The 21,715-nt window shown below is 59.4% G+C and carries 30 protein-coding genes; 6 read left to right on the top strand and 24 right to left on the bottom strand.

All coding sequences use genetic code 11. The features are described from left to right. The first annotated feature begins 410 nt into the window (after nucleotides 1-410). Nucleotides 411-3,383 carry a Tn3 family transposase gene (locus tag IE111_RS09780; protein ID WP_189608375.1) on the top strand — a complete coding sequence of 991 codons (2,973 nt, stop codon included), beginning with the start codon at nucleotides 411-413 and terminating at the stop codon, nucleotides 3,381-3,383. A 35-nt stretch (nucleotides 3,384-3,418) separates the two neighbouring features. Here the strand turns inward: IE111_RS09780 and IE111_RS09775 are convergent, their stop codons facing one another. After that, the gene (locus tag IE111_RS09775; protein WP_189608374.1) at nucleotides 3,419-4,099 is read right to left on the bottom strand and encodes a TetR/AcrR family transcriptional regulator; all 681 of its coding nucleotides are present in this window, start codon (nucleotides 4,097-4,099) and stop codon (nucleotides 3,419-3,421) included. Between the two features lie 198 nt (nucleotides 4,100-4,297). Here IE111_RS09775 and IE111_RS09770 point away from each other — a divergent pair, with 198 nt between their 5' ends. Further along, complete coding sequence (locus IE111_RS09770) at nucleotides 4,298-4,657, top strand: phasin family protein (protein WP_189608373.1); 360 nt, start codon at nucleotides 4,298-4,300, stop codon at nucleotides 4,655-4,657. Here IE111_RS09770 and IE111_RS09765 read toward each other — a convergent pair whose 3' ends face one another. From IE111_RS09765 to IE111_RS09755, 3 genes are all read right to left on the bottom strand, one after another. Continuing rightward, a complete protein-coding gene (locus IE111_RS09765; RefSeq protein WP_189608372.1) occupies nucleotides 4,658-5,563 on the bottom strand; it encodes a lipase family alpha/beta hydrolase in 906 nt (301 codons plus the stop codon). A gap of 10 nt (nucleotides 5,564-5,573) precedes the next feature. Beyond that, nucleotides 5,574-7,565 carry an SDR family oxidoreductase gene (locus IE111_RS09760; protein ID WP_189608371.1) on the bottom strand — a complete coding sequence of 664 codons (1,992 nt, stop codon included), beginning with the start codon at nucleotides 7,563-7,565 and terminating at the stop codon, nucleotides 5,574-5,576. 107 nt (nucleotides 7,566-7,672) lie between these two features. Then, nucleotides 7,673-8,464, bottom strand: coding sequence for a helix-turn-helix transcriptional regulator (locus IE111_RS09755; RefSeq protein ID WP_189608370.1), 792 nt, complete (start codon nucleotides 8,462-8,464; stop codon nucleotides 7,673-7,675). A gap of 140 nt (nucleotides 8,465-8,604) precedes the next feature. Here IE111_RS09755 and IE111_RS09750 point away from each other — a divergent pair, with 140 nt between their 5' ends. Next, the gene (locus tag IE111_RS09750) at nucleotides 8,605-9,003 is read left to right on the top strand and encodes a hypothetical protein (RefSeq protein ID WP_189608369.1); all 399 of its coding nucleotides are present in this window, start codon (nucleotides 8,605-8,607) and stop codon (nucleotides 9,001-9,003) included. Between the two features lie 209 nt (nucleotides 9,004-9,212). Here IE111_RS09750 and IE111_RS09745 read toward each other — a convergent pair whose 3' ends face one another. The 19 genes from IE111_RS09745 to IE111_RS09660 all read right to left on the bottom strand — a co-directional run bounded on the left by IE111_RS09745 (nucleotide 9,213) and on the right by IE111_RS09660 (nucleotide 18,897). Beyond that, the gene (locus tag IE111_RS09745) at nucleotides 9,213-9,458 is read right to left on the bottom strand and encodes a hypothetical protein (RefSeq protein WP_189608368.1); all 246 of its coding nucleotides are present in this window, start codon (nucleotides 9,456-9,458) and stop codon (nucleotides 9,213-9,215) included. Beyond that, a complete protein-coding gene (locus tag IE111_RS09740) occupies nucleotides 9,445-9,651 on the bottom strand; it encodes a hypothetical protein (RefSeq protein WP_189608367.1) in 207 nt (68 codons plus the stop codon). Before IE111_RS09740 ends, IE111_RS09745 begins: the two co-directional genes overlap by 14 nt. After that, on the bottom strand, nucleotides 9,648-10,148 hold the full coding sequence (locus IE111_RS09735; RefSeq protein ID WP_189608366.1) for a hypothetical protein: 501 nt from the start codon (nucleotides 10,146-10,148) through the stop codon (nucleotides 9,648-9,650). Before IE111_RS09735 ends, IE111_RS09740 begins: the two co-directional genes overlap by 4 nt. Then, complete coding sequence (locus IE111_RS09730; protein ID WP_189608365.1) at nucleotides 10,148-11,254, bottom strand: sialidase family protein; 1,107 nt, start codon at nucleotides 11,252-11,254, stop codon at nucleotides 10,148-10,150. Before IE111_RS09730 ends, IE111_RS09735 begins: the two co-directional genes overlap by 1 nt. Before the next feature lie 2 nt (nucleotides 11,255-11,256). Further along, nucleotides 11,257-11,844: a hypothetical protein gene (locus IE111_RS09725; RefSeq protein WP_189608364.1), complete on the bottom strand. Its 588-nt coding sequence runs from the start codon at nucleotides 11,842-11,844 to the stop codon at nucleotides 11,257-11,259. Beyond that, nucleotides 11,841-12,308, bottom strand: coding sequence for a hypothetical protein (locus IE111_RS09720; protein ID WP_189608363.1), 468 nt, complete (start codon nucleotides 12,306-12,308; stop codon nucleotides 11,841-11,843). The genes IE111_RS09725 and IE111_RS09720 overlap by 4 nt, the downstream gene beginning before the upstream one ends. 9 nt (nucleotides 12,309-12,317) lie before the next feature. Beyond that, nucleotides 12,318-12,521: a hypothetical protein gene (locus IE111_RS09715; protein WP_189608362.1), complete on the bottom strand. Its 204-nt coding sequence runs from the start codon at nucleotides 12,519-12,521 to the stop codon at nucleotides 12,318-12,320. 10 nt (nucleotides 12,522-12,531) lie between these two features. After that, nucleotides 12,532-12,675 (bottom strand): hypothetical protein, encoded by a 144-nt coding sequence (locus tag IE111_RS09710; protein ID WP_189608361.1) that lies wholly within the window; start codon nucleotides 12,673-12,675, stop codon nucleotides 12,532-12,534. An 11-nt stretch (nucleotides 12,676-12,686) separates the two neighbouring features. Beyond that, nucleotides 12,687-12,935, bottom strand: coding sequence for a hypothetical protein (locus IE111_RS09705; protein ID WP_189608360.1), 249 nt, complete (start codon nucleotides 12,933-12,935; stop codon nucleotides 12,687-12,689). Between the two features lie 55 nt (nucleotides 12,936-12,990). Then, nucleotides 12,991-13,839 carry a major capsid protein P2 gene (locus IE111_RS09700; protein WP_189608359.1) on the bottom strand — a complete coding sequence of 283 codons (849 nt, stop codon included), beginning with the start codon at nucleotides 13,837-13,839 and terminating at the stop codon, nucleotides 12,991-12,993. A 50-nt stretch (nucleotides 13,840-13,889) separates the two neighbouring features. Beyond that, nucleotides 13,890-14,012 (bottom strand): hypothetical protein, encoded by a 123-nt coding sequence (locus tag IE111_RS24620; RefSeq protein WP_268245023.1) that lies wholly within the window; start codon nucleotides 14,010-14,012, stop codon nucleotides 13,890-13,892. 163 nt (nucleotides 14,013-14,175) lie between these two features. After that, on the bottom strand, nucleotides 14,176-14,793 hold the full coding sequence (locus IE111_RS09695; protein WP_189608358.1) for a hypothetical protein: 618 nt from the start codon (nucleotides 14,791-14,793) through the stop codon (nucleotides 14,176-14,178). Next, the gene (locus IE111_RS09690) at nucleotides 14,780-15,232 is read right to left on the bottom strand and encodes a hypothetical protein (protein ID WP_189608357.1); all 453 of its coding nucleotides are present in this window, start codon (nucleotides 15,230-15,232) and stop codon (nucleotides 14,780-14,782) included. The genes IE111_RS09695 and IE111_RS09690 overlap by 14 nt, the downstream gene beginning before the upstream one ends. Beyond that, the gene (locus tag IE111_RS09685) at nucleotides 15,229-15,537 is read right to left on the bottom strand and encodes a hypothetical protein (RefSeq protein ID WP_189608356.1); all 309 of its coding nucleotides are present in this window, start codon (nucleotides 15,535-15,537) and stop codon (nucleotides 15,229-15,231) included. Before IE111_RS09685 ends, IE111_RS09690 begins: the two co-directional genes overlap by 4 nt. Then, nucleotides 15,530-15,760 carry a hypothetical protein gene (locus IE111_RS09680; protein WP_189608355.1) on the bottom strand — a complete coding sequence of 77 codons (231 nt, stop codon included), beginning with the start codon at nucleotides 15,758-15,760 and terminating at the stop codon, nucleotides 15,530-15,532. Before IE111_RS09680 ends, IE111_RS09685 begins: the two co-directional genes overlap by 8 nt. Continuing rightward, entirely contained in the window at nucleotides 15,739-17,769 is a 2,031-nt protein-coding gene (locus tag IE111_RS09675; RefSeq protein ID WP_189608354.1) for a replication endonuclease, read from the bottom strand. The genes IE111_RS09680 and IE111_RS09675 overlap by 22 nt, the downstream gene beginning before the upstream one ends. Next, the gene (locus tag IE111_RS09670) at nucleotides 17,766-18,212 is read right to left on the bottom strand and encodes a hypothetical protein (RefSeq protein ID WP_189608353.1); all 447 of its coding nucleotides are present in this window, start codon (nucleotides 18,210-18,212) and stop codon (nucleotides 17,766-17,768) included. The genes IE111_RS09675 and IE111_RS09670 overlap by 4 nt, the downstream gene beginning before the upstream one ends. Nucleotides 18,213-18,331: 119 nt before the next feature. Continuing rightward, nucleotides 18,332-18,661: an HMG-box domain-containing protein gene (locus tag IE111_RS09665; RefSeq protein WP_189608352.1), complete on the bottom strand. Its 330-nt coding sequence runs from the start codon at nucleotides 18,659-18,661 to the stop codon at nucleotides 18,332-18,334. Then, nucleotides 18,661-18,897 carry a hypothetical protein gene (locus tag IE111_RS09660; RefSeq protein WP_189608351.1) on the bottom strand — a complete coding sequence of 79 codons (237 nt, stop codon included), beginning with the start codon at nucleotides 18,895-18,897 and terminating at the stop codon, nucleotides 18,661-18,663. The genes IE111_RS09665 and IE111_RS09660 overlap by 1 nt, the downstream gene beginning before the upstream one ends. Nucleotides 18,898-19,068: 171 nt before the next feature. Between IE111_RS09660 and IE111_RS09655 the strand changes: the two genes are divergently transcribed. Continuing rightward, nucleotides 19,069-19,431, top strand: a complete 363-nt coding sequence (locus tag IE111_RS09655) for a helix-turn-helix domain-containing protein (protein ID WP_189608350.1) — start codon at nucleotides 19,069-19,071, stop codon at nucleotides 19,429-19,431. Nucleotides 19,432-19,742: 311 nt separating this feature from the next. Here IE111_RS09655 and IE111_RS09650 read toward each other — a convergent pair whose 3' ends face one another. Continuing rightward, entirely contained in the window at nucleotides 19,743-20,192 is a 450-nt protein-coding gene (locus IE111_RS09650; RefSeq protein ID WP_189608349.1) for a hypothetical protein, read from the bottom strand. Between the two features lie 343 nt (nucleotides 20,193-20,535). On the opposite strand from IE111_RS09650, the gene IE111_RS09645 reads away from it, so the two are divergent. Beyond that, the gene (locus IE111_RS09645; RefSeq protein WP_189608348.1) at nucleotides 20,536-20,925 is read left to right on the top strand and encodes a YHS domain-containing (seleno)protein; all 390 of its coding nucleotides are present in this window, start codon (nucleotides 20,536-20,538) and stop codon (nucleotides 20,923-20,925) included. A 149-nt stretch (nucleotides 20,926-21,074) separates the two neighbouring features. Then, on the top strand, nucleotides 21,075-21,704 hold the full coding sequence (locus IE111_RS09640; protein WP_189608347.1) for a hypothetical protein: 630 nt from the start codon (nucleotides 21,075-21,077) through the stop codon (nucleotides 21,702-21,704). The last annotated feature ends 11 nt before the right edge of the window (nucleotides 21,705-21,715 follow it).

Raw genomic sequence — 21,715 nt, 5'->3', positions numbered from 1 at the left:
GCAATCATCTTCAGGGCCAGCGCAATGCCGAGCACCTGGCCCGCACTGCCGCCCGTCAGTCATGGGCCAGCGGCGCCAGCGCCACCGTCGTTAGCCCGGTCCCTGCCAGAGCGATTAGCTGGGCACTAGAAAGGCGTTGGTAGGTGTGAATGATCAGTGGGGGGGGAAAGATGCTCAATGGCCATAGCTCGAATCAGTCTGCGGTGTGGTGTAACGATTCAATAAATCGGGGAACCGGCGATCGATGACCGAATAATCCCGTAACGTAAAGCGAGCGTGGCGTTCACAAAATAACGGGCGGTTCCTTTGGTCTTGACGAATTGCTGCCTACTATAAGCAATGCCCCCCTCAAGAGCGAAAGTACTGTGGGCTAATGCCTTTCACTGGAACCCCATAGCGAAGAACTGCGTATGAGTAGCCTCCATGAAACCGCCTATCCGCGATTGAAGGCGGTGGTCTCGGATCAAGAACTGGCAGAAATTTATACACCCTCTACCCAGGAACGATCCTTTGCCCGAAAGCACGGTCGAACTCCGGCTGCTCGTGGCGCCCTACTCATTCTCCTGAAAACAGTGCAGCGTCTGGGCTACTTTGTCCATCTCAAAGCCGTTCCCCAATCCATTACAACGCACATTCTGGCGTGCGACGACCTTTCACATCTCGCATTGAGCCAGCTCAGGGTCTACGACCGCAATGGCGGCGCCCGTCAGCGGATGCTGGAGACGGTTCGTCAACAGGTGGGCATCAAGGCGTTCACCGTTGAAGGCAAGGCAATTGTACGGGAACTAGCGCGTGAAGCGGCCACCACCAAGCAGGACCTGGCGGACATCATCAATGTGGTGATTGAAGAGCTGGTGCGCCAGCGTTTTGAGTTACCGGGTTTTTCAACGTTGCAACGGACCGCGCGTCAGGCTCGCAGCACGGTCAATACCGGTTACTTTCGGACGCTCAATGTGGGTTTGACAGCGCATCAAAAAAACGAATTTGACCAGTTGCTGCAAGTGCCGGATGATTCCCCTCATACCAGTTGGCATAAGTTGAAACAGGAACCCAAAAAGCCGACCAATACGGAAGTGAAGAAGTATCTTCAGCACCTGGAATGGCTTCAGGGTTGGTGTCAACAATTGCCCGCTGTTGATCACATTCCCGCCGCCAAATATCACCACTTCATACTGGAAGCACGAGCGCTGGGCGCGGCCAACATCAAGGCCATGCAAAGCACCAAACGCTACGCTTTGATGGTTCTGCTGGTCCATGCCCAATTGCGTCGCGCGATGGACGATGCGGTCGACATCTTTGTTCGCAAGATGCGCAACATCAAAACCAAGGCAGAAGCCAACCTGAACCAGTATCACCTGGATCACATGAAACGCATGGACAGGCTGGTGGCTCAACTGCGTGACGTACTGACCGCCGTCCAGGAAGCGCCAACGGACTCCGAGCGAGGTGCCCGAGTGGCGGCTGCCATCCAGAGCGATCCTGATGAATTACTGGCAGAGTGTGAGGAACACATGGCCTATGCTGGCAATAACTTCATCCCGTTCATGCTGCAACCCTACCGCCCGTTACGCCCCCTGTTATTCAATTGCCTTGAACTACTGGATCTGGCGGCAACCAGCCACGATCAATCTTTGATTGAGGCGATTGCGACTCTGAAAAAGCACCGGCACAGCCGTAAGGAATGCCTTGTCCTCAGTAGTCAACCCGTCGACGTGTCCTGGCTACCGGAGCGTTGGCGCCGTTTGGTATTGGGGACCGGGCCAAGCCAGCTGCCCCCCGGGATGGTCTACCGGAAGTATTTCGAGCTGGGCGTACTGACACAGGTGAAGCGTGAACTGATTTCCGGCGATCTCGCGGTCGCGAATAGCGACCAGTACAGTGACTACCGCGATCAGCTGGTGGATTGGAGTGTCTATGATGCCCAGATAGCGGACTACAGTGCGATGATTGATATCGAATCCGACCCAGCCGCTTTTGTGGTACAAGCCCACTCCCGGTTGAGCGAAACGGCCGACCGCATTGACCGTGGCTTCCCGGAGAATGAATACGCCGTCTTCCATGGTGAAGATCTGGTGATCCGGAAGCACCGCCGTAGAGCGCCTCCGGATGGGTTAGCTGAGATTGATAAGCAGTTATCCCAAAATATGCCCGAAAAGAACATTCTCGACATCCTGGTGGAAGCCGAAAAATGGCTGGGCCTCCACAAACGCTTTGGGCCACTTTCCGGATTTGAGGGCAAGCTGGACGACCCCCGTACCCGCTTTGTTTCGACCTTATTTTGCTATGGCTGCAATCTCGGGCCAACTCAGACCGCGCGATCCATCACGACGCTTAATCGCCGGCAGGTGTCCTGGCTCAACCTGCGGCACGTCACCGAAGAGCGCCTGGAGCAGGCGATTGTACAGGTTATCAATGCCTACAACCGCTACCGGCTGCCGCGACACTGGGGAACTGGCCAGCGGGCCTCCGCCGATGGCACAAAATGGAACCTGTACGAACAGAATCTGCTATCGGAATACCACATACGGTACGGTGGCTATGGCGGGGTGGGCTACTACCACGTCTCGGACAAATACATCGCGCTGTTCAGCCACTTCATTCCTTGCGGCGTTTATGAGGCCATTTACATCCTTGATGGACTGATCAAAAACGACTCCGATATCCAGCCTGACACCTTGCATGGCGATACTCAGGCGCAAAGTGCGCCCGTCTTCGGGTTGGCTTACCTGCTGGGTATCAACCTGATGCCCCGCATCCGGAATCTGAAGCAGCTGGTGTTCTACAAGTCTGACAAACGCCAACGGTATGAGCACATCAATGCTTTGTTCAGCGAGACTATCAACTGGAAACTGATTGAAACCCATGTGCCGGACATGCTCCGGGTGGCGCTATCGATTAAGGCTGGAAAAATCGCACCGTCTACGGTACTGCGACGTTTAGGTACCGCAAGCCTCAAGAACAAACTCTACTTTGCTTTCCGGGAACTGGGGAGGGTCGTTCGGACAACCTTTCTTCTGGACTACATTGGCAGCGTGGAGTTGCGGCGAACCATTCATGCGGAGACGAACAAAACGGAAGAGTTCAACCAGTTCGTGAAATGGCTGTTCTTCGGCGGCGAGGGGGTGATCGCCGAGAATATCCGTCACGAGCAACGGAAGGTGATCAAATATAACCACTTGGTGGCCAACCTGGTCATTCTTCACAATGTGGAGTCGATGACGTTAACCCTTAAAGATCTCAAAGAGCGCGGTCATCATATTGATCACGATATTCTCAAAGGGCTGGCCCCATACCGCACGGACCATATCAACCGATTTGGCGATTATACGCTTGATTTTGATCGGCAGGTTTCACCCATGAGCTACAACGCCAAAATAATTTAAATACAATAGGTTAAGGCAAATTTTGGAGGATTGCGTCAGAATCGTTGCCGACCCTCAGCCTCATCCCCGGGCACTGCCGGCGGGGATTCCCGATACTGACGACTGAGGGTTTCCAGGTAGTCCCGGGCGTCGGGCGTCAACCAGGAGGCGACCAGGGCGAACACTTGGCGGATGCCCTGGTTGATGGCCGCCTCATCCAGCGATGTCACACCCCGTACATATTCGAAATTCAGCCAGAACGTGGTGATCAGCGCGATGTTTTCCGCCAGGGAGTCGATCTCTTCGTCTGTGGCGTTCAAATAGCCCGCGGTTTTCAGCCCCTGGCAATACGCCCGGGAGGTCACCACTTTGCGGTCCATAACGTGCCGAAACCGCCGTCGCCAGAACGCATTGCCGGACAGTAACCGGTTCAACTCCCAATAGATGAAGCGATAGCGGGCTATGGTCTCGAACACCAGATGCAGGTAAATCCAGGTGCCGGCCGGGTCGGCCACGGGTAGGTCGGGCGGCTGTAATACGCAGTCGATCTCCGCCTCGAACCGGTGGAAGAGGGCGTCGACAATGTCGTCCCGGCTGCGGAAGTGGTAATAAAGGTTACCCGGACTGATGTTCAGCTCGTCCGCGATGTGATTGGTGCTGACGGCCGTTGCGCCATGGACGTTGAACAGCGCCAGCGCGCCGTCGAGGATGCGCTGTTTGGTGTCGGATCGCGTCACGGGCGTCTCCCTGTCGTCGAATTCAGGACGCCCGATGATTGTCCGTTGCCCGAAGCATCCGGGGGTTGATGTGCGTCAAGATTCGCGATCGGGCGATCCGTATTCTGGAACCCGGACCGATGAATGCGCCGATCCGCGCCGCGATCCCAAACAGGACGAGCCCAGTGCCCGTCAAGTCTACGAGAGAGGAGTTCGACCATGACTGAAGCAAAGGAAAAACACCCGGGCGCTCACACCGCCATAGAATTCACCCGTCAGATCTGGCTGGCCGGATTGGGCGCTTATGTCCGGGCCACCGAAGCCAAGAACCGGGAAGCCCTGGACAAACGCAGAACGGACATCGAGCAACACGTTCGTTCCTCCTGGGACGACTGGATCGGCAAGGCCACCGAGAGCTGGAGTGACTGGAGCCAGACACTGGAAGACCAGTTTTCGCGCACCCTCGGCAGCGTAGGGGTCGCGACCCGCGACGATGTCCAGCGGCTGGCCGAACAGGTAGAAGCGCTGAACCGAACCGTCCAGGAACTTAAAGACAGTCGTGATGAAGGGAACAGCTGATTACGCCTCAAGAACCGCTTGAATGTGGGCGCGCACCTGTCGATTGAAAGCCATTTCAAGGTGCCCTACCGCGCCCACCGGTATGTTGTGATGGTTGGGAGCCGGGGGGAGCAGGGCACTTTGGCGCGGCGAGACGATGGTGTCGCAACGGCTGTACAGGTTGAAGATCGGTACCGGCGTAGGGACCCGGTTCAAGGTCTGGAGCCATGGGCTGTCCGGCTCCATTTGCCGGGCATTGCGGCCCAGCCCCCAATACGCCAGGCCCGTACCGTGATGCGGCGTGCCCAGCAGGATCAACCGATCGACCCGATTGGCGCCATACCGCTGCAGGTAGCGTCGCGCCACCAGGCCGCCCATGCTGTGCGCCAGGATTGTGATTGTTCGCGCCTGGCTGCGCAGGCACAAGGCTTCGATGGCGGTGTTCAACTGCTCTACGTGACTGTCCAGATCCCCGAAAACCGGTTCCAGATTCAGCGTTTCCAGGGGCCGATTCCCCTGCGCTTCGAGCGACCGCAGCAGCGGTCGCCAAAAACCCTCGTTGCAGGCGTAGCCATGGACCAGCAGTAAAGGTGGTATGTCACCGGTGACGGGTTCGGTCACGGCGCGGTGCCTGGGAAACACCTGCAGTGCCGAATACAACTGCGAGAGCGCCAGCCATTCCGCCAGGAACAATCGCAACCCGGATCCGACCGATAAACCGGCCTCGGGATCCTGTTTGTCCGCATATCGGTGGGACAGGATGAAGAGCAGGGCGGTCGCCACCGTCCGAAGCGCCAAAGCCAGCAACACAATGCCGGACATCGCCTGCCATCCAGACAGACGTTCGGTTCCGATGGCAAGCGCGATCAGCAGTGCGTAAGCCAGCAGTTCGAAGGCCAGCAACCCCTGTAATCGACGCGCCAGCATGATCGGTTACCTACCAGTGCAGCCCGCGCATCAGGTTGGCCAGTAACAGCTGTTCCTGACTGGGCCGGCTCTCTTCAGGCATGGCTTCGTGTTGGCCGAGGGCGGCGGACGACTCCGGAAACATGCGAAACGCCGTGTTCATCAGGGTCTGCATCATCCTCGGCGAGACCGCATGAGCGACCTGGGCCGCCTTGCCCAGTCGTGTCGCCAGACGCTCCGGTTTTTCGATGATGGCGCGGGCCACCAGATCGGCCGCCTGCTCCGGTGTCAGAGTCGGAACGCTCTGGTAAATCTGCGTCGGGGCGATCATCGGGGTGCGCACCAGGGGCATATTGATGGTGGTGAAGTCGATGCCGGAATCGGCTAATTCGGCGCCGGCACAGCGCGAAAAGGCCTCCAGTGCGGCTTTCGAGGCCACATAGGCCGAGAAGCGCGGCGCATTGCTGAGCACGCCGATACTGGAAATGTTCACCACATGCCCGCGTCCACGCTGCTCCATGCTCGGCAGAACGCCCATTGTGACGCGCAAACAGCCGAAATAGTTGAGCTGCATGGTGCGCTCGAAGTCGTGGAAGCGATCGTAGGAGTGGTTGATGGAGCGACGGATGGAACGCCCGACGTTATTGATCAGGATGTCGATCTGGCCGTGGTCGTTCAGGACCTGGCCCACGAACCGGTCGCAGTCTTCCATGTCCGAGAGGTCGGCACTGTAGATAAAGGCCGTCCCGCCTTTTTCCTCGATCTCGGTCTTGGTCTGCTCCAGTTTTTCCACCCCGCGGGCCGCCAGAACGACTTTGGCGCCGGCCTCGGCCAGCTTGAACGCGGTGGCCTTGCCAATGCCCGATGAAGCGCCGGTGATGACGACCACCCGGTCTTTCACCTGGCCGGCGAGACTGCGGTCGATAAACAGGTCCGGGTCCAGATGCCGTTCCCAGTAATCCCACAGACGCCAGGCATAGTCTTGCAGTTCGGGGCATTGAATGCCGGAACCGGCGAGCAGGCGTTGGGTCTCGCGGTCGTCGTAGCGTGTCGGCCAGTTCAGGAACTGGAAGACATCGGGTGGCAGGTCCAGCTCCCGCAACAGCTCGTTGGTGACCCGCTGTATCGGTTCCAGACCACCCAGCGTCCGCAACAGGGCCGGCGGGATAATGTCGAACACACGTGCGTTGACGCGCAGCGCCATTTCCGGGGCATGGGCGGCCTTGGCGAAGATATTCAGGATTTCACCGAACCGGTGAGGGTGGGAATCGACCAGGTGAAAACAGCGATTGTCCTCGCCGGGCACGTGCGCAATGTGGTCCATGGCCGCGACCACATAATCCACCGGCACCAGATTGAAGCGCCCGCCTTCGAGCCCAACGATCGGCGCCCAGGGTGGCAGCAGTTGCCGGGTCTTCTGGATCAGTTTGAAGAAATAGTAGGGGCCATCGATCTTGTCCATCACCCCGGTATTGGAATCGCCCACGGCGAAACCGGGCCGGTAGATACGCCAGGGTACCCTGGCTTCGCGCCGGACAATGCCTTCGGATTCGTGTTTGGTGCGGAAGTAGGGGTGATCGAGGTCTTCGGCCTCGTCGAACATGTCCTCGCGGAACACACCCGGGTAAAGCCCGGCGGCCGCGATGGAACTGACCAGATGCAGACAACCGACGTTCAAATCGTTGGCCAGCTCGACCAGATGGCGTGTGCCATCGATATTGGCCAGTTGCTGGCTTTCGGCCGAGGCTTTGAGGTCGTAAATGGCCGCCAGATGAAAACAGTGATCGATCGTTCCGGTCAGCCGCCGGCGATCCGCCTCGCTGACGCCCAGGCCGGACTCGGCGAGGTCCCCCGTGATCGGGATGATGGTCTCACTCGAGGCGCCGCAGAATTCCAGCAGTTGCTCATATTTGGGCCGCGACCGGGCGCGGACCAGTACAAATACCGTACCGCCGCGCTCAACAAGACGCTGGACCAACCGTTTACCGATAAAACCGGTCGCACCGGTGACGAAATAATTCATGGATCCGGACCTCCCTCTGTCCGCCGAAGGCACTGACGCCATCACCCGTCTAGATTAGCAACCCGGCGAGGGGGAGAAGTGATCTGAGTCATGGTTTAGCTTCGGAGTCATTCCGCTTCCGTAGCCAGCGTGTGAAAAAACCGGCGAGTGGCCTCATCGGACGGAAAATAGCTCTCGATCATCAATTCCTGCAATCCCACATCCAGCGCGGTACCGAAACTGCTGAGCGTGGAAAACACGCTGAGGTGCTGACCGTTTATCTCCAGCTCCGAGGTCAGCATGGGGCCTTCCCAGCCTTGCGGCTCCGGGGCGTGCCAGTCTGCGGGCGGGTCCATGCTCAACAGCGTCTCCAACAGCTCGCCAAGTTCCGGGTTTGGCCGGGTTTGCAGCTGCAGCGTGAGGCGTCGTAACAACAGAGCGGCGACGTCATCCCAGTTCGTCATGTAGGGCCGCAAGCCCCGATGGTCGAAGATAAGTTCCAGCATGTTGATGCGACCCTGCAAGCGATCTGGCGGTAACAACAGGGACATCAGTCGGTTGAGCGAGCGGTTGGCCATGTGCAGATCCCAGAGGCTGTTCAGCACGACAGCCGGGTAGGGGTCCTGGTTGTCGAGCATGACATTCAGCGCCTGGCGGACCGGTTGCATGGCGGCTTCGTCCAGCGGCCTGTCGAAATATACCGGAGCGTAGCCACACTCTGTCATGAGACGGTTGCACTCGCGATGGCTCAGGCCCATGACCTCGGCGAGCTTCAGCAGGATGTCGCGGCTGGGCTGGGCACGTCCGGTTTCGATAAAGCTGATGTGACGGGCTGAAACTTCGGCTTTCAGGCTGAGATCGAGTTGCGAGAGTCGTTTTGTGCGTCGAAATTCCGCGAGCGCATGGTTTGCTGATCCCATCGGTGAGGTTCCGTTGCGACTTCGTGAATGGCCATTCTGGCCCAAGGACGTTGGCAAGACCATTACCTGTCAGGTAATTGAGCCGCAACCACGAGAAGCGGACAGTACAGGCTCAATCCGTTGAAAAGAGGAATCCAGCCATGATGAAAACCCCCAGCTTGTCCGCCACCTTGCTCACCAATATCGTAACGTCGGCGATTGCCGGCATTGTATTGATCTCAGCGCCCGGTGTTATCGGACAGTTCATGGGCGGCGTGGCACCCTGGCTGCTGCGACTGGTGGGCGCAGGCCTGGTGTTGTTCGCGTTGGGCGTCTACGGCGTAAGACGCAACTTGCCAGCCGCCAATACCGGTGTCGCCTGGGTACTGGCATTGGACCTGGCTTGGATCGCGGCGACACCGGTCGTCATGGTGGTCTACGCACAGGCGCTCAGCCTATGGGGACATCTGCTATTGGCCGATGTCGCTTTGTTGGTCTCAGTGTTTGCCGGGCTTGAGTGGTACTGGCTGAAACGCTTGAAAGGGACCGCCGTTGCCTGAGCAGCCAGAACTGATTGTGGGATGAACTGACGCGTTCGCGCGTTGAAGCTCGTGGCCGGGTGATTGAAAACCCGGCCGACGTCCGTACGGATGTATAGCTGATTCATTTTGGCCGGCTGTAGAGTAGAGTTGGGCTGACCGCATACTGATCCTCTATTTCCTGTAATCTTTATTACAGGAAGTAAGGGGTTGGCGGGCTTTACTGCGGGTTAACCTTCGATCAGTTCCGATCTGTCAACCCCATTTTTAAGGCTAAATTGTTCTAAGGCGGACGACTGCTCACGGCGGTTTTCGGCCTGCTTTTCCAGCACTTCGACGCGATAGATCAACACTGGAAACTTCTTATCCAACTCTTGCACGGTCGCCCCCAACCATAGCACAACGGCCAGGGTCACGCTGGACGCGACCGCCGACACGTTCACTTGCAGGTTTCCGGCTTTGTCAGTCGTCGCCATCGGCTTCACCGGTGTCGGCCTCGATGTCTTCGACGGTCAGCGCTTCCAGCACCACGGCGGTACCGCTCACAATGGCCTGTTGTGTACCCGGTGCCAGGTTCACGCCCAGAGCCAACGCGCCCAGGGACACCAGACCGGTCAGCGAGACGCGTAACGCCTTGCCGCGCAACTTGTTCAGTAGTCGTTTGATCATGCCCAGGCTTCCTCTATTGCGGTGTAATATTGATCTCCGTCCCCGTCGTCCAGGCCCGCCCAGGTGGCCGGCTGGTTCGGGTCGCGGTCGCGTGTGTCCAGGTGCAGCCCCGGCCAGGGCTCCCAGTCGGGATAGGCCCCAACGCCGCCGAACACACCCACGGCGCGAGCCTCGGCCACCAGGCCCGGAAGATCGGCGACAGTCGCGCCCGGTATCAGCACATCGGCCGCCCGGACCTGGCCCCACTTGGTGACGTTGTGCATGGAATCGCCCGCACCCGGACGCCCCAGGGCTCCGATTGCGGGGCTGATCTGGACCGGTCGCCCGATGCGGCGGCGGAACTCATCCAGGCCGCGCAACAGGTCTTCATCCATCAACGGCCACCACTGGCCGAACTCGTGCGGTTTGAAATAGCGTAATCTCACAGTTTGCCCCTTCCAGACCCAGGCCGCGCCGTACAGCGCCGCCAGGCCGCCCAATACGGTCGGCCAGTTCATTACGCCGACACCCTTGGGGCCGACATGGCATAGACGTTGGTATCTGTAACCGTCGCGTCGTCTTTGGTGTCGTACCAGGTCACCAACACCGTGTGCTGGATGCCGCTCAACACGGCCAGATCGGAATACCCGAACTCGGCATCAGACGCCGCCCCGCCTCCCGATGCTTCCGACTTGATCAACTTGACGCGGGTCGCGTTCGCAATCACATCATCGGGGGCTTGAAAGAAGTATTCCGCTGACGCTTTAACCAGGTACAGATTCCAATCCGGGGACCGCGCCCCCCAGGACAAATACACGTCGTTTTCGTGTCGGATGCCGGTTAATGGCGTCGGCGTGTTGATGGCCTGCCCGGTCCAGGTGCCGAACTGCACCCCGGCCCAGGTGGCCCCGCCGTCTGTCGTTCGGAAAAAATAGAACCGTTCCGGGTTGTCGCCGTCGCGGACGCACAGTACCACCCGATTGTTATCGATTCGTACCGGAACGCTTTCGCTGAACGTGGCGCTGGCCTGCTGGTTATCGTGGATGGTGACCAGGCCGCCCCAGGACTGGCCGTTGTCGGTGGAGAACAGCGCCCAAATCTTGTCGCTCGCATAGAAGATTTGCATCAACCCTTGCGCGGTTTCCACGCCCTTGCCGAACGGTACCGCGACCGGCTCCGCGCCGAACAGGCCCATGATGCTGGTCGGGCTGTTCCAGGTGGCCGCGTTGTCGTCGCTGTACATGTAGACCAGATCGACCTGCGCCGTGCCCGAATTGTATTCGCGGGCAAAGACGATGATTCGCCCGGTCGTCGGGTCCAGGCACAGGCCCGGATTCCGCCCGGCGTAACCGCTGGCCGGGTCATAAAGCGTTGTGTCTGCGCTCCAGGTTTTCCCCCGATCCGCTGAGGTTCGGTAGACGATCCGGGTCGTGTTGTCGTCGTGCAGCTGCGCCCGCTGATGGACGCACAACAGACGCCCGTCTTTCATTTCCACCACGCGCGGCTCTGAATGGTAGTCGGTGCCGTCGCTGGACTGGCCGACCACCACGCGATCCAGGTAATACTCGGTGTTTCTTTTCAGCTTGACCGCACCCGGTGCGCTGACATGACTGCCCATTACCATGGTTACGGTCTCCGCAGTTCCAGAACGGTCACCGCCTCATCGACGGACCCCACGCGAATGCCATAGACGGCGCTTTCCGCGTTCAACGTCACGGTGCCGCCGGGTTCAAGCTCCAACCCGCTCCCGGTCGTCACGCCCGCGCCTCCAATGCGAATCGAATCCGCCGCCGAACTGGGCAGGCTGATCATGACTTCGCGCCGATCCACGTTGGCCGGTACGATCTGGGTCGCCGCCGCGCCCACGGTCACATCACCGGGCATGGAAAAGGTATCGCTCGGCGACAAGGCTTGTTGCAGGCTGTCGAGGTTGCTCACCGCGACGCTTGACGCCGCTGCCTGTACGTCCCCCTCACCGCTGGCGATAACGATCAGTTCCAAGGAGTTGCTGTTGGTGTGGGTGTTCTCCACCCGCACCGTCTCCGCGACCTGCTCGAAGGTGATGGTTTCTCCCAGGTCGGCGGGGGCGGTCTCTGCCCCGGTGCGGAACAGTACCGGCCCGTCTGCCTTGCGCACCTTGATTTTGCGCACCAGTCCGGCGCCTGGCATGGTCATCTGCTGACCGGCGGCCAGCTTCATATAAATCGGCTTCATGCGCGGGCACCCCAAATTGCCAGACCGGCCAGAACCACAAGGCCGATCATCATTTTTTGCGACGTGGCGGCCACTTGCGCCCCGTTGCTGGCTCGGGCGGTGGTGGACTCCACCAGGTCATAGGTTCGTCGGTTGTTGGTGTCGATGGCGTCGAACACTTCGGCGCTGTTGTCGCTCACCAGTTCCAGCGAATCGCGCCCGAATCCGTAGGATTCAACGAGCGACCGCTCCCCAAAATCCAACGCCCGGTCGGTGGTGGACTCCGACAGGTCGAACGCCTCCCCGGCCAGGTCTCCGGCCATATCAATAGCGCCGCCGTCCGTAATGGTCACGTCGCCATCGGAGCGGATCGCGCCCGCCGCCAGGTCACCCTCTTGAATGTTGGTGCTGTTGTCCTGGCGGTTGTCGTAGTTGTAGGTTTTATCGCCCGACTTTTTAGACGAGCCAAACAGATTCAAGCCCATGCGGCCCCCTTATCGGTTCATGATCCAGAGGCCACCCAGGACAACGGCGGCAATGCCGATCAAGCCCGGCATGGACACCGCGCCGCCCCGGCTGAAATTCCGGTCGCCGAAGCTTCCGCCTGAATTTTCGTTTGCGGTGTCGCCGCGCGTTGATTCGTCGCCCGCGCTCAGGCTCCAGCCATCACCGCCCAATACGTCGCCTATCGGTCCCATGGTTCGGCCCTTAGTTGTGCTTTGTGTAGTAGTAGATGCCAGCGACCACCAGGCCGCCCACCAACAGCTTGTTGGTCAGGTTGGAAAAGGTCAGGCCGCCGATGGCGAACCCGCCGGTAAACAACCCGATGGCCCAAATAAACGGGAGCGGCATATCCCCTCCCCTTACTTGAGAAACTTAGAGGCCAGGGCCGCCGCCCCGACCAGGGCGCTGATGGCGGTCCAGTTGACACCCTGCATCAACGGCTTACCGGTCCCGCCGGTTTGGTCGTTGGTGCCCGGAATGCCGCTGTTTTCGGCTTCGAGTTGCTCTTGGTCGTCACCGCCCCACCACTCTTGCACGCCCTCGATCTTGCCCGAGACGTAGCCGGTGGTTGCGTCGTAATAGTCGCCCACTTTTTGCCAAAGGCTCATGTTTCACCCGTTCTTTGAAGGAATGACAAGGGCCGGTTTCCCGGCCCCGGATGGCTTACCGGCGACCAATGCCCCGGCGGCCTTTGGCCTGACCCGCGGGCTTGGTGCTGCGCCAGTCGCGGGCCTGCTTCGCGCTGATGCGCTCCACCAGGATTTCGACGTTGCCCGATGCGGCCATATCCAGCTTAAAGGTCAACTGGTCGGCGGCGGTCACGAACGAATCCAGGCGCGGATAGCCGCCCTTGATCGGGTCGAAGTGGAAATAACCGGTTTGCGGCGTGCGGTGCTCGCGGGTCAACAGGTAGTCGTTCCGACCGCTGTCGATCTCGAAGACTTTCAGGCGGTTGCGCACCACTTCCAGGCCGTTCATGTCGCCGGTCTTGAAGTGCATACGCAACACGCGGTCACCGCGCTGAATGGAATAAAACTCAGCGATACCGGCGGCGGCCACGGGCACGGTGTAGCGCTCAAACTTGCGCACCACTTCGCGCACTTCGCGGAATGGGGAGGTCTCGGCGAACGCCTTCAACGTCGGCGCGGTCGCGGTGCCGTCGATCTCGACGTTAATTACGCAGTTGTCACCCGGCCCGATGACCAGGGAGGTGAACCGTTCGGACTGGGCGCTGATGGCTTCTTCCATCTGGATGGGGAGCGCGTAGCGATACGTCGGCCCAGCGAAGGCAATGCCCTTTTCCTCGTAGTCGTCCAGCATTTTCAACTCAGTGCCGGACAGGTCGAAAATCTGCTCCGCGTTCAGTTCCAGGCGAACGCTGTTGATTTGCGCCGGGGGTACGTTGGTTTCCAGATAGATACCGTCATAGGTGACGCCCGGCGACAACACCAGGTTGGCGGTTTCGCCCGCGCCTACGGCGGAAAAGGATTCCAGTTTGATCACGTTTTGCATGGTTCAGTGTCCTGTTGTTGTGTGGTGTCAGTCGCGGCTCGCCCTACGGGTCAGAACCAGCCCTTATCGCCCAACAGGTCGTTAACCTGATCCACGTTATTCGCGGCCCAGACCACAGCGGCGGCGGTCACGGCGGAAATCAGTACGGCTTTTTTGGTGCCCTTGTTCATCATGGGTTGTTGCCCTCGGTTGGTTGTTCGGTTTCGGCAGGTGCATTGCAGCCCAGCCCAGGGCAGACGGTCTAGCGGTTTCCCGTACGTAGGTACGTAGGGAAAACCCGGCTTTCGGGCACAAAAAAGGGGGCTTTCGCCCCCTACGGTGTCGGTACGGTCGCCCCTACTTACCCTTGATCAGCTTCCAGTCCCCCCGCCCCAGGTACAGAATTTGGTCAAAATGCGGCTTTGGCCGTAGGGCTTTGATGGTCTCCACGGGGACATCGGTTTCCTTCGCCAGATATTGGGCGTCAGCGGTGCGCGACTGGTAGCCGATCCATAGGTGGGTTTTGTTGCCGATCAACGTTTTATCGATCTCCGGCGCTCGCTGGGCTCCGGCGCGGATTTTCAGGCCCATGGCCCGGCCCAGGCTGATGACGTTATGCCAGTGCTCGGGCGCTTTGCTGGGGGTCGTCACGTTGCCCAGTTCATCGACCAGGACCACGGCAGGCCGCCGGGCGTCGGCCATGGCCATGACCGCCTCGCAGAAGCGGGCGAAGTTGGCCGCCCCGGTGGCCTGATACGCGAACCGGCCCTCATTGGCCCCGCTGGCCGCCTTGAGCCACTGGCCGAAGTCGTGAAACGCTTGGAAGCCCTGCGCCCCCAAGGTGCCCTTGGGATCGAACGCCAGAACGCGCCGCGCCCCTTCGCAGTCTTTCAGCATGTTGAACGTTTTACCGGCCCCGGTCGCACCGAAATAAGCCCGAACGTCGGCACTCAAACTCTCATCAATCCGGCTCACCCTCACCCCCTTCGTCGTTGGTTGATTGTTGCTTGTCCTGGCGCTTGGGTCGGCCCTGCACGGCGTCCAGCATGATGCGCGGCCCGATGAGGCCCGCCGCGACAATTGCCAGATTGCCGACCGGCCCGACGTTGTCGAAATCGGGGATAAACCGGTGGATGACCTGCGCCGTTGCCACGCCCAGGCGGTGGCCGTCGTCGGGCGTGATCTGCCAATGGTCGCCGCGCTTCTTCGCGACGACACCAAAGCCGACCCCGTACCAGACCTTTATGTTTTCGGCTATCACCGGGTCAAACGGCCAGGAGCCGCCGCCCTGTTGCTCGCGCCGGTTCAATTCGTCGTAGGCGTCGGAGGGGTCCGGCCCGTCGTCGTTGGCCGACTCCCCCAACAGCCGGGCGACCGCTTCCGGGTCGCCGTATTGCGTCGCTTGTTCGGTCATTCTCCGCGCCCCCAGGCTTCTAGCCAGTCCTCTTGGGTGTCACCGTCGCCGGTTTCGGTTTCCGGTACCGGCTCCGATTCCGTCTCTCGCAGTTGTTCCGCCACGGTCGGTCCCTCTTTTTCTGGCTCCGGTACCGGCTTCGAGTCCAGGCTGGGCAGGCTTTCGCACCAGGCCCGGAACTTCGGCCCGCGCCCGTTCCAGGGGCCGCACGTCGAACAGGTCAGGAAGGCATCGCCCAACCGGTTCGGCTTGACGAAGGCGACACCCAGGCAGGCCGGGCACTGTACGCGCTTTTCCTCACACATCGGCCACTCCCTGCGCTTTCAGTGCATCCACGACACCCCGCATGAATTCCAGTTGCAGTCCGGCCAATTCCTGCGCGATTACTTGCGCCTGTTGGCCAAGGCGCATTTTTCCAGCTACGTCGAACGCTCCCAGCTTCCCGGCCTCATCGGCCAGGTCATCCAGGGCATTGATTTTCCCGGCGGTCTGTTCCACCAGGTCGGTTAGGGTGTGGTGTCGATCCATTTTTGAAGGTCTCCGGCGGTTTCTATTTTCGGTTTTGTGATTCCGGGGATGGGTCCCCCGGCATCCGTACAGTTATTGACACAAGTCCAAGGCGTGACCGGCTTCGCCGGTCCCGTTAAGAGCCGCCCCCAATCCGGGGGCGACTCGGGAGACGGCGGCCCCGGTGGCCGTCGCCTCAATTCCCAGTAAAAGGGCCGGGTTTGGTACCGGCGCCCGTTGATGCTGATCCCGTCGACCGCCACCACGGGCAGCCCGTAGCGGCCCCGGCAGGGCTCCCGGCGGGTTTCGGGATGCTTGAGGATTTCGCCCGTCACCGGGGATACGCTGAACCACTCCTTTACTTCCTCCCGCTGGCGTTCATCCAAGCGGATTTGGACCCGCTCAGACCGCCACAGGGCGCAATAGGCGGCCCAGGCTTCGGCCTTGTCCTCCTGCTCGGTCTGCTCGAACAGCCCTTGCAATACCAGATCGGGCGCGGTCTCGATGTTGAACAGGCGGCGCAACTCTCGCCAGATACCGACCGGCGGGCCGCCGAACTGTTGGAACTGGCGCACGCCATGAGTTGAGGACCAGGCCCGCACCCGCTCGGCGTTGTCGGCCACGGTGCCGCCGCCGGTGTAGTCCACGGCTAGGCCGTCCCGCGGCGTCGGTTCGTCGGTACCGGGCTTGGTAAACTTGCCGTCGAGGTTTTTGGCAATGTATTTCGCCACATACCCGGCGGCACTATAGGGCTCGCCGGTCTCCGGGTTGATCCCGGTTTTGATGGGCTCGCAGTCGAACCGGGCTTGTTTGGCTCCCGGTTCGTCGGGGTTGTCTTCAAGGGCGTAATGCCGGGCGATCTGCGCGGCCTGGCCCAACAGGACCGGGCGGCGCTTCCCACGGTTGAACCACTGAACCCCGGCGGGCGTCGGCTCGCCCTTCTCCGGGTAGGCGCTGGCCGCGTCCGACTGGACGAATACCACCAGGTGCCAGTGTGGGCAGCCGTCGCCATGGGGTTCGGCAATGCGGAAGCCGAACAGGTCCAGCCCCTCCCGCTTGAACTTGGCGCGGATGCGTTGCCAGGTGTCGCACAGATACGCCTGCGCCTCCCGCACGGTCGGGCGTCCGGCCTCGACCCAGGCGCGGTTAATGGCTTGGATTTTCCCGCCCTTTTTCGGGTAGACGGTTTTGGCCGGGTGGTACCGGCTGGGGGCGGTCATGGTCCAGAATTCGGCCTTATAGCCCAGGTCGCGGGCGTGAATCTCGAACCCCCGTAGGCGGGTCATCAATTCGGCGCGGCGGATGGCTGGATTCGCCAGGGAGGCCTCGACCAGATCGGCCAGGGGCACCTCGACGGCTTCGCCATGCTGATCACTGACGGCATCGGTCGCGGCCAACATGGCGCGATTGGCGGCCTGTTGCTTGCGCCAGGTCGACAAGGTGGCGTCGGCACAGTATGGGGCCAGACCCTTACGGACTTGACCCAGGGCGCGGGCGATCTCATCGACGCGGCGGGCTTGGAACTTGCGCCACTGGCGTGCCCACCACTTCGGGTTGATGATTTTTTGCAGGGCGACCAGGGCCGACGCGGGCGGATCCAGTTCGCCCAGGCCATCCACTTCAATGCCGTGTTCGTCCAGTTTGGCCCGCACTTCGGCGCGGGGCTCGATGTGCCACCAGGCCCAAAAGGCGCGGGGGTTCAGCTTGCCCATATCGTGACAGAGACGGCCAAACCACATCGGCCACGGGTTGTTATCGACCGGCGGCAGAGTTGCGCCATACTGCGCCAGGATGCCCTCTACCTGCTCGGCCTGCTGGGTGGTGTAGTCGCCCGCCTCGATGTCGTCGGCATCCCAGGGCAAGCGACCAAAGGCGGCGCGTTCGCCCATGGCCTGCGCCGTGTCGCGCATCCGGCGCAGGGCGACGTTTTGGCCGTAGTCGTTGACCGGCAGGCCCTTGGGCTTGATCGGCCCCAGGGCAGCGCGGCATCCGGCCCGGAATCGCCAGTTGTCGATTTCGTGGCGCTTCACCGGGCGACCTCCCGCGCCAAGCGGTTCAGAATCTCCACAACACGCGCCAGGTCGCCCACATTTTGCTCACCCTTGCGAACGCGGCTCACAATGTCGCGGGCCGTCTTGAGCATACGGCGGCGGCCTGCAGCGCTTACCCGGTCAGCTTCGACCAGGGCCGGGAGCCCGAGCGCCCACGCGGTTTCCCCGCTTTTCAGCATTTCGGCCAGCAACAATCGGCGCTGCTCGCGGCTGAACTGGTACCAGGCGAACCCGTGTAGACCGGCGGTGGATGGATTGCGGCGGGCGTAGCGGTACCGGTATTGCCGGTTCAGCGTGTCCCAATAGCTGATTTCTTGGGAGCGGATGGATTCACCCGCGTAGATTTCGACCCGATCCAGTCGGGCCATTCGGCGGGCGCAGACTTCGCACGTCATGGCGTTGCGGTCGTCCGTCGTCTTCATTTGGAGCAACCAGGGTTCCCGGTTGCAGGCCGTTACCGGCCATCCTTGCATTAACAGGTGCATACTCTCCCCCGATGTCTACACCACATAAAACGATCACTGGCACCAGGGCCAGTGCCTTAACCCCGTTCGGTACGCGCAACGTGGACCCCCTCGAATCCCGCCAACAGGCCGCCCAGCTTCCGGGCGGCGTCTTTGATCTTGTGGCGTTGCTTTTCGGTTAGTTCGGACCAGGACCGGCCCGCCAGAATGGCGATAGTGCCGCGCTGGGCGTGTGGGTGCGGTTTGGCGTTGTCGTACCCGGCCAGGCGGACCAGGGCTTTACGCTGAACAATGTCCAGCTTCGCCCAGGTGCGGGCGTCGGTCAGGCTCGGGCCGCTGAACTGGGCTTTTAGGTCGGCAAAGAAACGCCCGGCAGATTCCGGGCGTTCCAGGGCTTGAGCCGTCATCACGCGGCCCCCGCGATTTCCTGCGTCATGTCCTCGGCGGCCTCATTGTGGGCGGCGATCTCGGCGCGGATGTCGTCGCTCAGGCGCTCCAACTGGCGGGCGTAGGCGGCGGCCATATCGGCCCGGAAGTGTCGCCCGGCGGCGCTGGCTTTGGCCTCCTCTTTCCGGAAACTCTCGGCGCGGCGGTCGATCTTGGAAACGATGGAATCGGCTGTGATGGTGTTCTCAAATTTCACGGTTAGTACCTCCCCTATTGGTATCTGGCTCCCTCGGGATCGGGGCCGGGCGGCCCGTCTCCCGGGGAAGTGCTGCATACCCTAATACTGTCATGGGTTGATAGTACATAGTGCCACTTTTTGTACTAAAGTCGCTTATACCCGTTCGTTTGGTTTAAGAGGGACCCCGCCATGTACCGCACTACCGCTGATTTTATCCAACTGCTCAAAGATGAATACGGCCTCACCAGCAACTATAAGGTGGCCCAATTCCTTGGAAAGACAGATACACAGGTGGCCCACTGGACTAAAGGTCGCCACACCTTCGATGATTCCACCGCTTTGATTATTGCCGAGGCGTTGAAAATCGACCCCGCCGAAATCATGACCTGTTGTCAGATTGAGAGGGCTGAAAAACAAGGGAAATTCGACGTTGCGGGGGTGTATCGCAAGATGCTCTTTCGACTTGAAGGGGCGCTAACGGCGGGGGCTGCAGCGGTTTTCGGCTTGGCGATTCTGGCCCCATACATGGCCGCGATTCCGTCCCCCTTCTAGGGGGGTCAAACTGGCTCAGAATCTTTATTACAGGAAATAGTGTGAAGTTGGTCAAGTGGCCTGCGATTCGGACTTTCCAGTGTTCATCGGTTAGCCAACCAGCTCCCCATATTAGAATAAAACGATCTAAACGATACCGGCGCCAGCTGTCCCGGCCTTTTAGCCGCTGAGTTATTGATCTAAAAATATCACTTAGTTCACCTCCCAAAAACTGGAGACACTTTCAGGATACTGCGCCGGCCAAAACGTGACGATTTGGGCTGTCCGGCTTTAGTATTCTACTGTACCGGATCTATAAGCAGATCCTGAGTTTAGTTGTTTTCGCTCCGGAAATATCTTGGGTCTAACACAATATTTCCATCTGATTTTTCACTTCTTAATCTATATAAGTATACGGGCATATCCGGTTTTAATTTTTCCCCTCTAATGTCTAAAGAGACAATAATTGGGGATCCAAATGGGCAATTGCTGCATTGTAATACTTTCAGAACCTCAATCTTTACCCCTGCATCTAATCTATATGTACGTAAAACTTCTGGGCCGCTCATTCGTTGCTTTGTTACTACATAGTAGTCCACCGGTCCTTGGTAGTCGTTGTCGGAGGTAAGCTCGTTAATTGCTAAACCTTGAAGAGTCGTATATTGACTTCCAACAATACCTTCGAACTCTGGTCTATCACTAATTTCTTCATACTCTTGCTTACAGCCAGCAAGTGAAAGCGTGAATAAAATTAAAAGCCATCTTCCCCACCCCGTCATCATCTTAGACTCCATGCTTTGCTTTTTCTGCTCCTAAGAGTTTAAAAAGCACTTTGCGCTTTCTGGAACGCTGTTAGCTGGTAATGAAGACATTTTCGAACCCGCAGATGGGTGTCTCGTCGTCTTTTTCCCGGCTTTAAAGCACCACAGCCGCCATAGGGCCCTGATCCTCTCTATTCCATTTCATCAACAGTGGCTCCAATGGAACTTTACGCCGGCAATCGGGTCACATCTTATTACCGACGGCAACTCAACGAGACTGACATCCATGGTATCTCCCGGCAAGTTTCTATTAATGTGCCTCCTCAGCCTGCTTGGCACAGTCAGTGTGGCTTTGGCCCATCCGGTGAATGTGAATTCTGACGGCGTTGCGATCAATGGCTACGACACGGTCGCCTACCATCGGATGGAGGAAGCCATTCCGGGCTCTGAGGAATACTCGACTGACTGGAACGGCGCGACCTGGTGGTTCAGCCGGGCTGAGCATCTTGAACTGTTCACACAAAACCCCGAGGCCTATGCACCCCGATACAACGGACATTGCGCAAATGGCATCAGCGATGGCCACAAAGTACCAGGCAACCCGGAAATCTACCGAATCATCGACGGTGACCTCTATCTGTTCTTCTCCCAATGGGGTCGTCTACAGTGGCAGTTCAATCAAACGGAGCAGATCGAACTGGCCGATCGGAAATGGTTGCGGTTTCAGCGGGAATTGGGCTATTTGCGGGAATAGAGCAATCTCTTCTCACCGGTATTCGCCAGGATGCGAATTATTGTAGAATTTCCTCTTTCAGGCACATTCAGTAGGCTTGTAGTGTGCGCATTAGGTGTTGGAGGTTCATTTGACAGCGATCGGTTGGGCAAAACAGAGAGTACACGTGGATGCAGCGTGATTATTTCCCTAAGCCCGATGGGCGCCAGATAGAGGCCGGTCGCGCACTCGTCTCGTTCCTGCAACGATTGTCCGATGATAACCTGGTGGCGTTGAACTACTTGACCGCCCTATTCCGACTTTTTGAGGAGGATGATCTGGCATTGGGGCAGCTGTTCGAGCAGCACGGTGGCCACAGACGGCGTTTGTTGAACCGCCTGGAGGATAGACGGTGGGTATCCAGCCGTATCCTGAACGCCCCCGGTACCGACCGTAAGGCTCGCCGATATCGGCTGACACGGTCGGCCCGTACGAAACTTGCTCGATTGGCAGACCATATATGCCCTGTCCTGCCGGACCGCTCCGGGCTTTCTGAGTGGCTACAGGAAACCGAAGCCCTGGGTGAATTGAGTTTTATGCGGTTGATGATTTTGGGCCGGTTGACGACCGAAACAGGATTACAGCAGAAAGAACTGGTGCGCTACAAGTCCGGATATCGACGTGATCAGTTGGATGTGTTGATTCTGGATGGACTGGTAAGCGAGATGTGGCCAGAGGATGGATCTGACCATCGATTGCGTTATTTCGCCACTCGGAGGTGGCTCGCGCATGTGGGGCGCTTTCTCGATTCAGATGAGTGATGATAAAGGCA

The sequence above is a fragment of the Saccharospirillum salsuginis genome (genome assembly GCF_014651855.1).
Taxonomy (GTDB): Bacteria; Pseudomonadota; Gammaproteobacteria; order Pseudomonadales; family Natronospirillaceae; genus Saccharospirillum; species Saccharospirillum salsuginis.
The sequence above is the reverse complement of the archived record's forward strand: the minus strand, read 5'-3'. Positions and strand labels throughout refer to the sequence as shown.

Coding starts and splice junctions, on each gene's coding strand:
- IE111_RS09780 (WP_189608375.1), top strand. CDS start 411: ATGAGTAGCCTCCATGAAACCGCCTATCCGCGATTGAAGGCGGTGGTC.
- IE111_RS09770 (WP_189608373.1), top strand. CDS start 4,298: ATGACTGAAGCAAAGGAAAAACACCCGGGCGCTCACACCGCCATAGAA.
- IE111_RS09765 (WP_189608372.1), bottom strand. CDS start 5,563: ATGCTGGCGCGTCGATTACAGGGGTTGCTGGCCTTCGAACTGCTGGCT.
- IE111_RS09760 (WP_189608371.1), bottom strand. CDS start 7,565: ATGAATTATTTCGTCACCGGTGCGACCGGTTTTATCGGTAAACGGTTG.
- IE111_RS09755 (WP_189608370.1), bottom strand. CDS start 8,464: ATGGGATCAGCAAACCATGCGCTCGCGGAATTTCGACGCACAAAACGA.
- IE111_RS09750 (WP_189608369.1), top strand. CDS start 8,605: ATGATGAAAACCCCCAGCTTGTCCGCCACCTTGCTCACCAATATCGTA.
- IE111_RS09745 (WP_189608368.1), bottom strand. CDS start 9,458: ATGGCGACGACTGACAAAGCCGGAAACCTGCAAGTGAACGTGTCGGCG.
- IE111_RS09740 (WP_189608367.1), bottom strand. CDS start 9,651: ATGATCAAACGACTACTGAACAAGTTGCGCGGCAAGGCGTTACGCGTC.
- IE111_RS09735 (WP_189608366.1), bottom strand. CDS start 10,148: ATGAACTGGCCGACCGTATTGGGCGGCCTGGCGGCGCTGTACGGCGCG.
- IE111_RS09730 (WP_189608365.1), bottom strand. CDS start 11,254: ATGGTAATGGGCAGTCATGTCAGCGCACCGGGTGCGGTCAAGCTGAAA.
- IE111_RS09725 (WP_189608364.1), bottom strand. CDS start 11,844: ATGAAGCCGATTTATATGAAGCTGGCCGCCGGTCAGCAGATGACCATG.
- IE111_RS09720 (WP_189608363.1), bottom strand. CDS start 12,308: ATGGGCTTGAATCTGTTTGGCTCGTCTAAAAAGTCGGGCGATAAAACC.
- IE111_RS09715 (WP_189608362.1), bottom strand. CDS start 12,521: ATGGGACCGATAGGCGACGTATTGGGCGGTGATGGCTGGAGCCTGAGC.
- IE111_RS09710 (WP_189608361.1), bottom strand. CDS start 12,675: ATGCCGCTCCCGTTTATTTGGGCCATCGGGTTGTTTACCGGCGGGTTC.
- IE111_RS09705 (WP_189608360.1), bottom strand. CDS start 12,935: ATGAGCCTTTGGCAAAAAGTGGGCGACTATTACGACGCAACCACCGGC.
- IE111_RS09700 (WP_189608359.1), bottom strand. CDS start 13,839: ATGCAAAACGTGATCAAACTGGAATCCTTTTCCGCCGTAGGCGCGGGC.
- IE111_RS24620 (WP_268245023.1), bottom strand. CDS start 14,012: ATGATGAACAAGGGCACCAAAAAAGCCGTACTGATTTCCGCCGTGACC.
- IE111_RS09690 (WP_189608357.1), bottom strand. CDS start 15,232: ATGACCGAACAAGCGACGCAATACGGCGACCCGGAAGCGGTCGCCCGG.
- IE111_RS09685 (WP_189608356.1), bottom strand. CDS start 15,537: ATGTGTGAGGAAAAGCGCGTACAGTGCCCGGCCTGCCTGGGTGTCGCC.
- IE111_RS09680 (WP_189608355.1), bottom strand. CDS start 15,760: ATGGATCGACACCACACCCTAACCGACCTGGTGGAACAGACCGCCGGG.
- IE111_RS09670 (WP_189608353.1), bottom strand. CDS start 18,212: ATGAAGACGACGGACGACCGCAACGCCATGACGTGCGAAGTCTGCGCC.
- IE111_RS09665 (WP_189608352.1), bottom strand. CDS start 18,661: ATGACGGCTCAAGCCCTGGAACGCCCGGAATCTGCCGGGCGTTTCTTT.
- IE111_RS09655 (WP_189608350.1), top strand. CDS start 19,069: ATGTACCGCACTACCGCTGATTTTATCCAACTGCTCAAAGATGAATAC.
- IE111_RS09650 (WP_189608349.1), bottom strand. CDS start 20,192: ATGATGACGGGGTGGGGAAGATGGCTTTTAATTTTATTCACGCTTTCA.
- IE111_RS09640 (WP_189608347.1), top strand. CDS start 21,075: ATGCAGCGTGATTATTTCCCTAAGCCCGATGGGCGCCAGATAGAGGCC.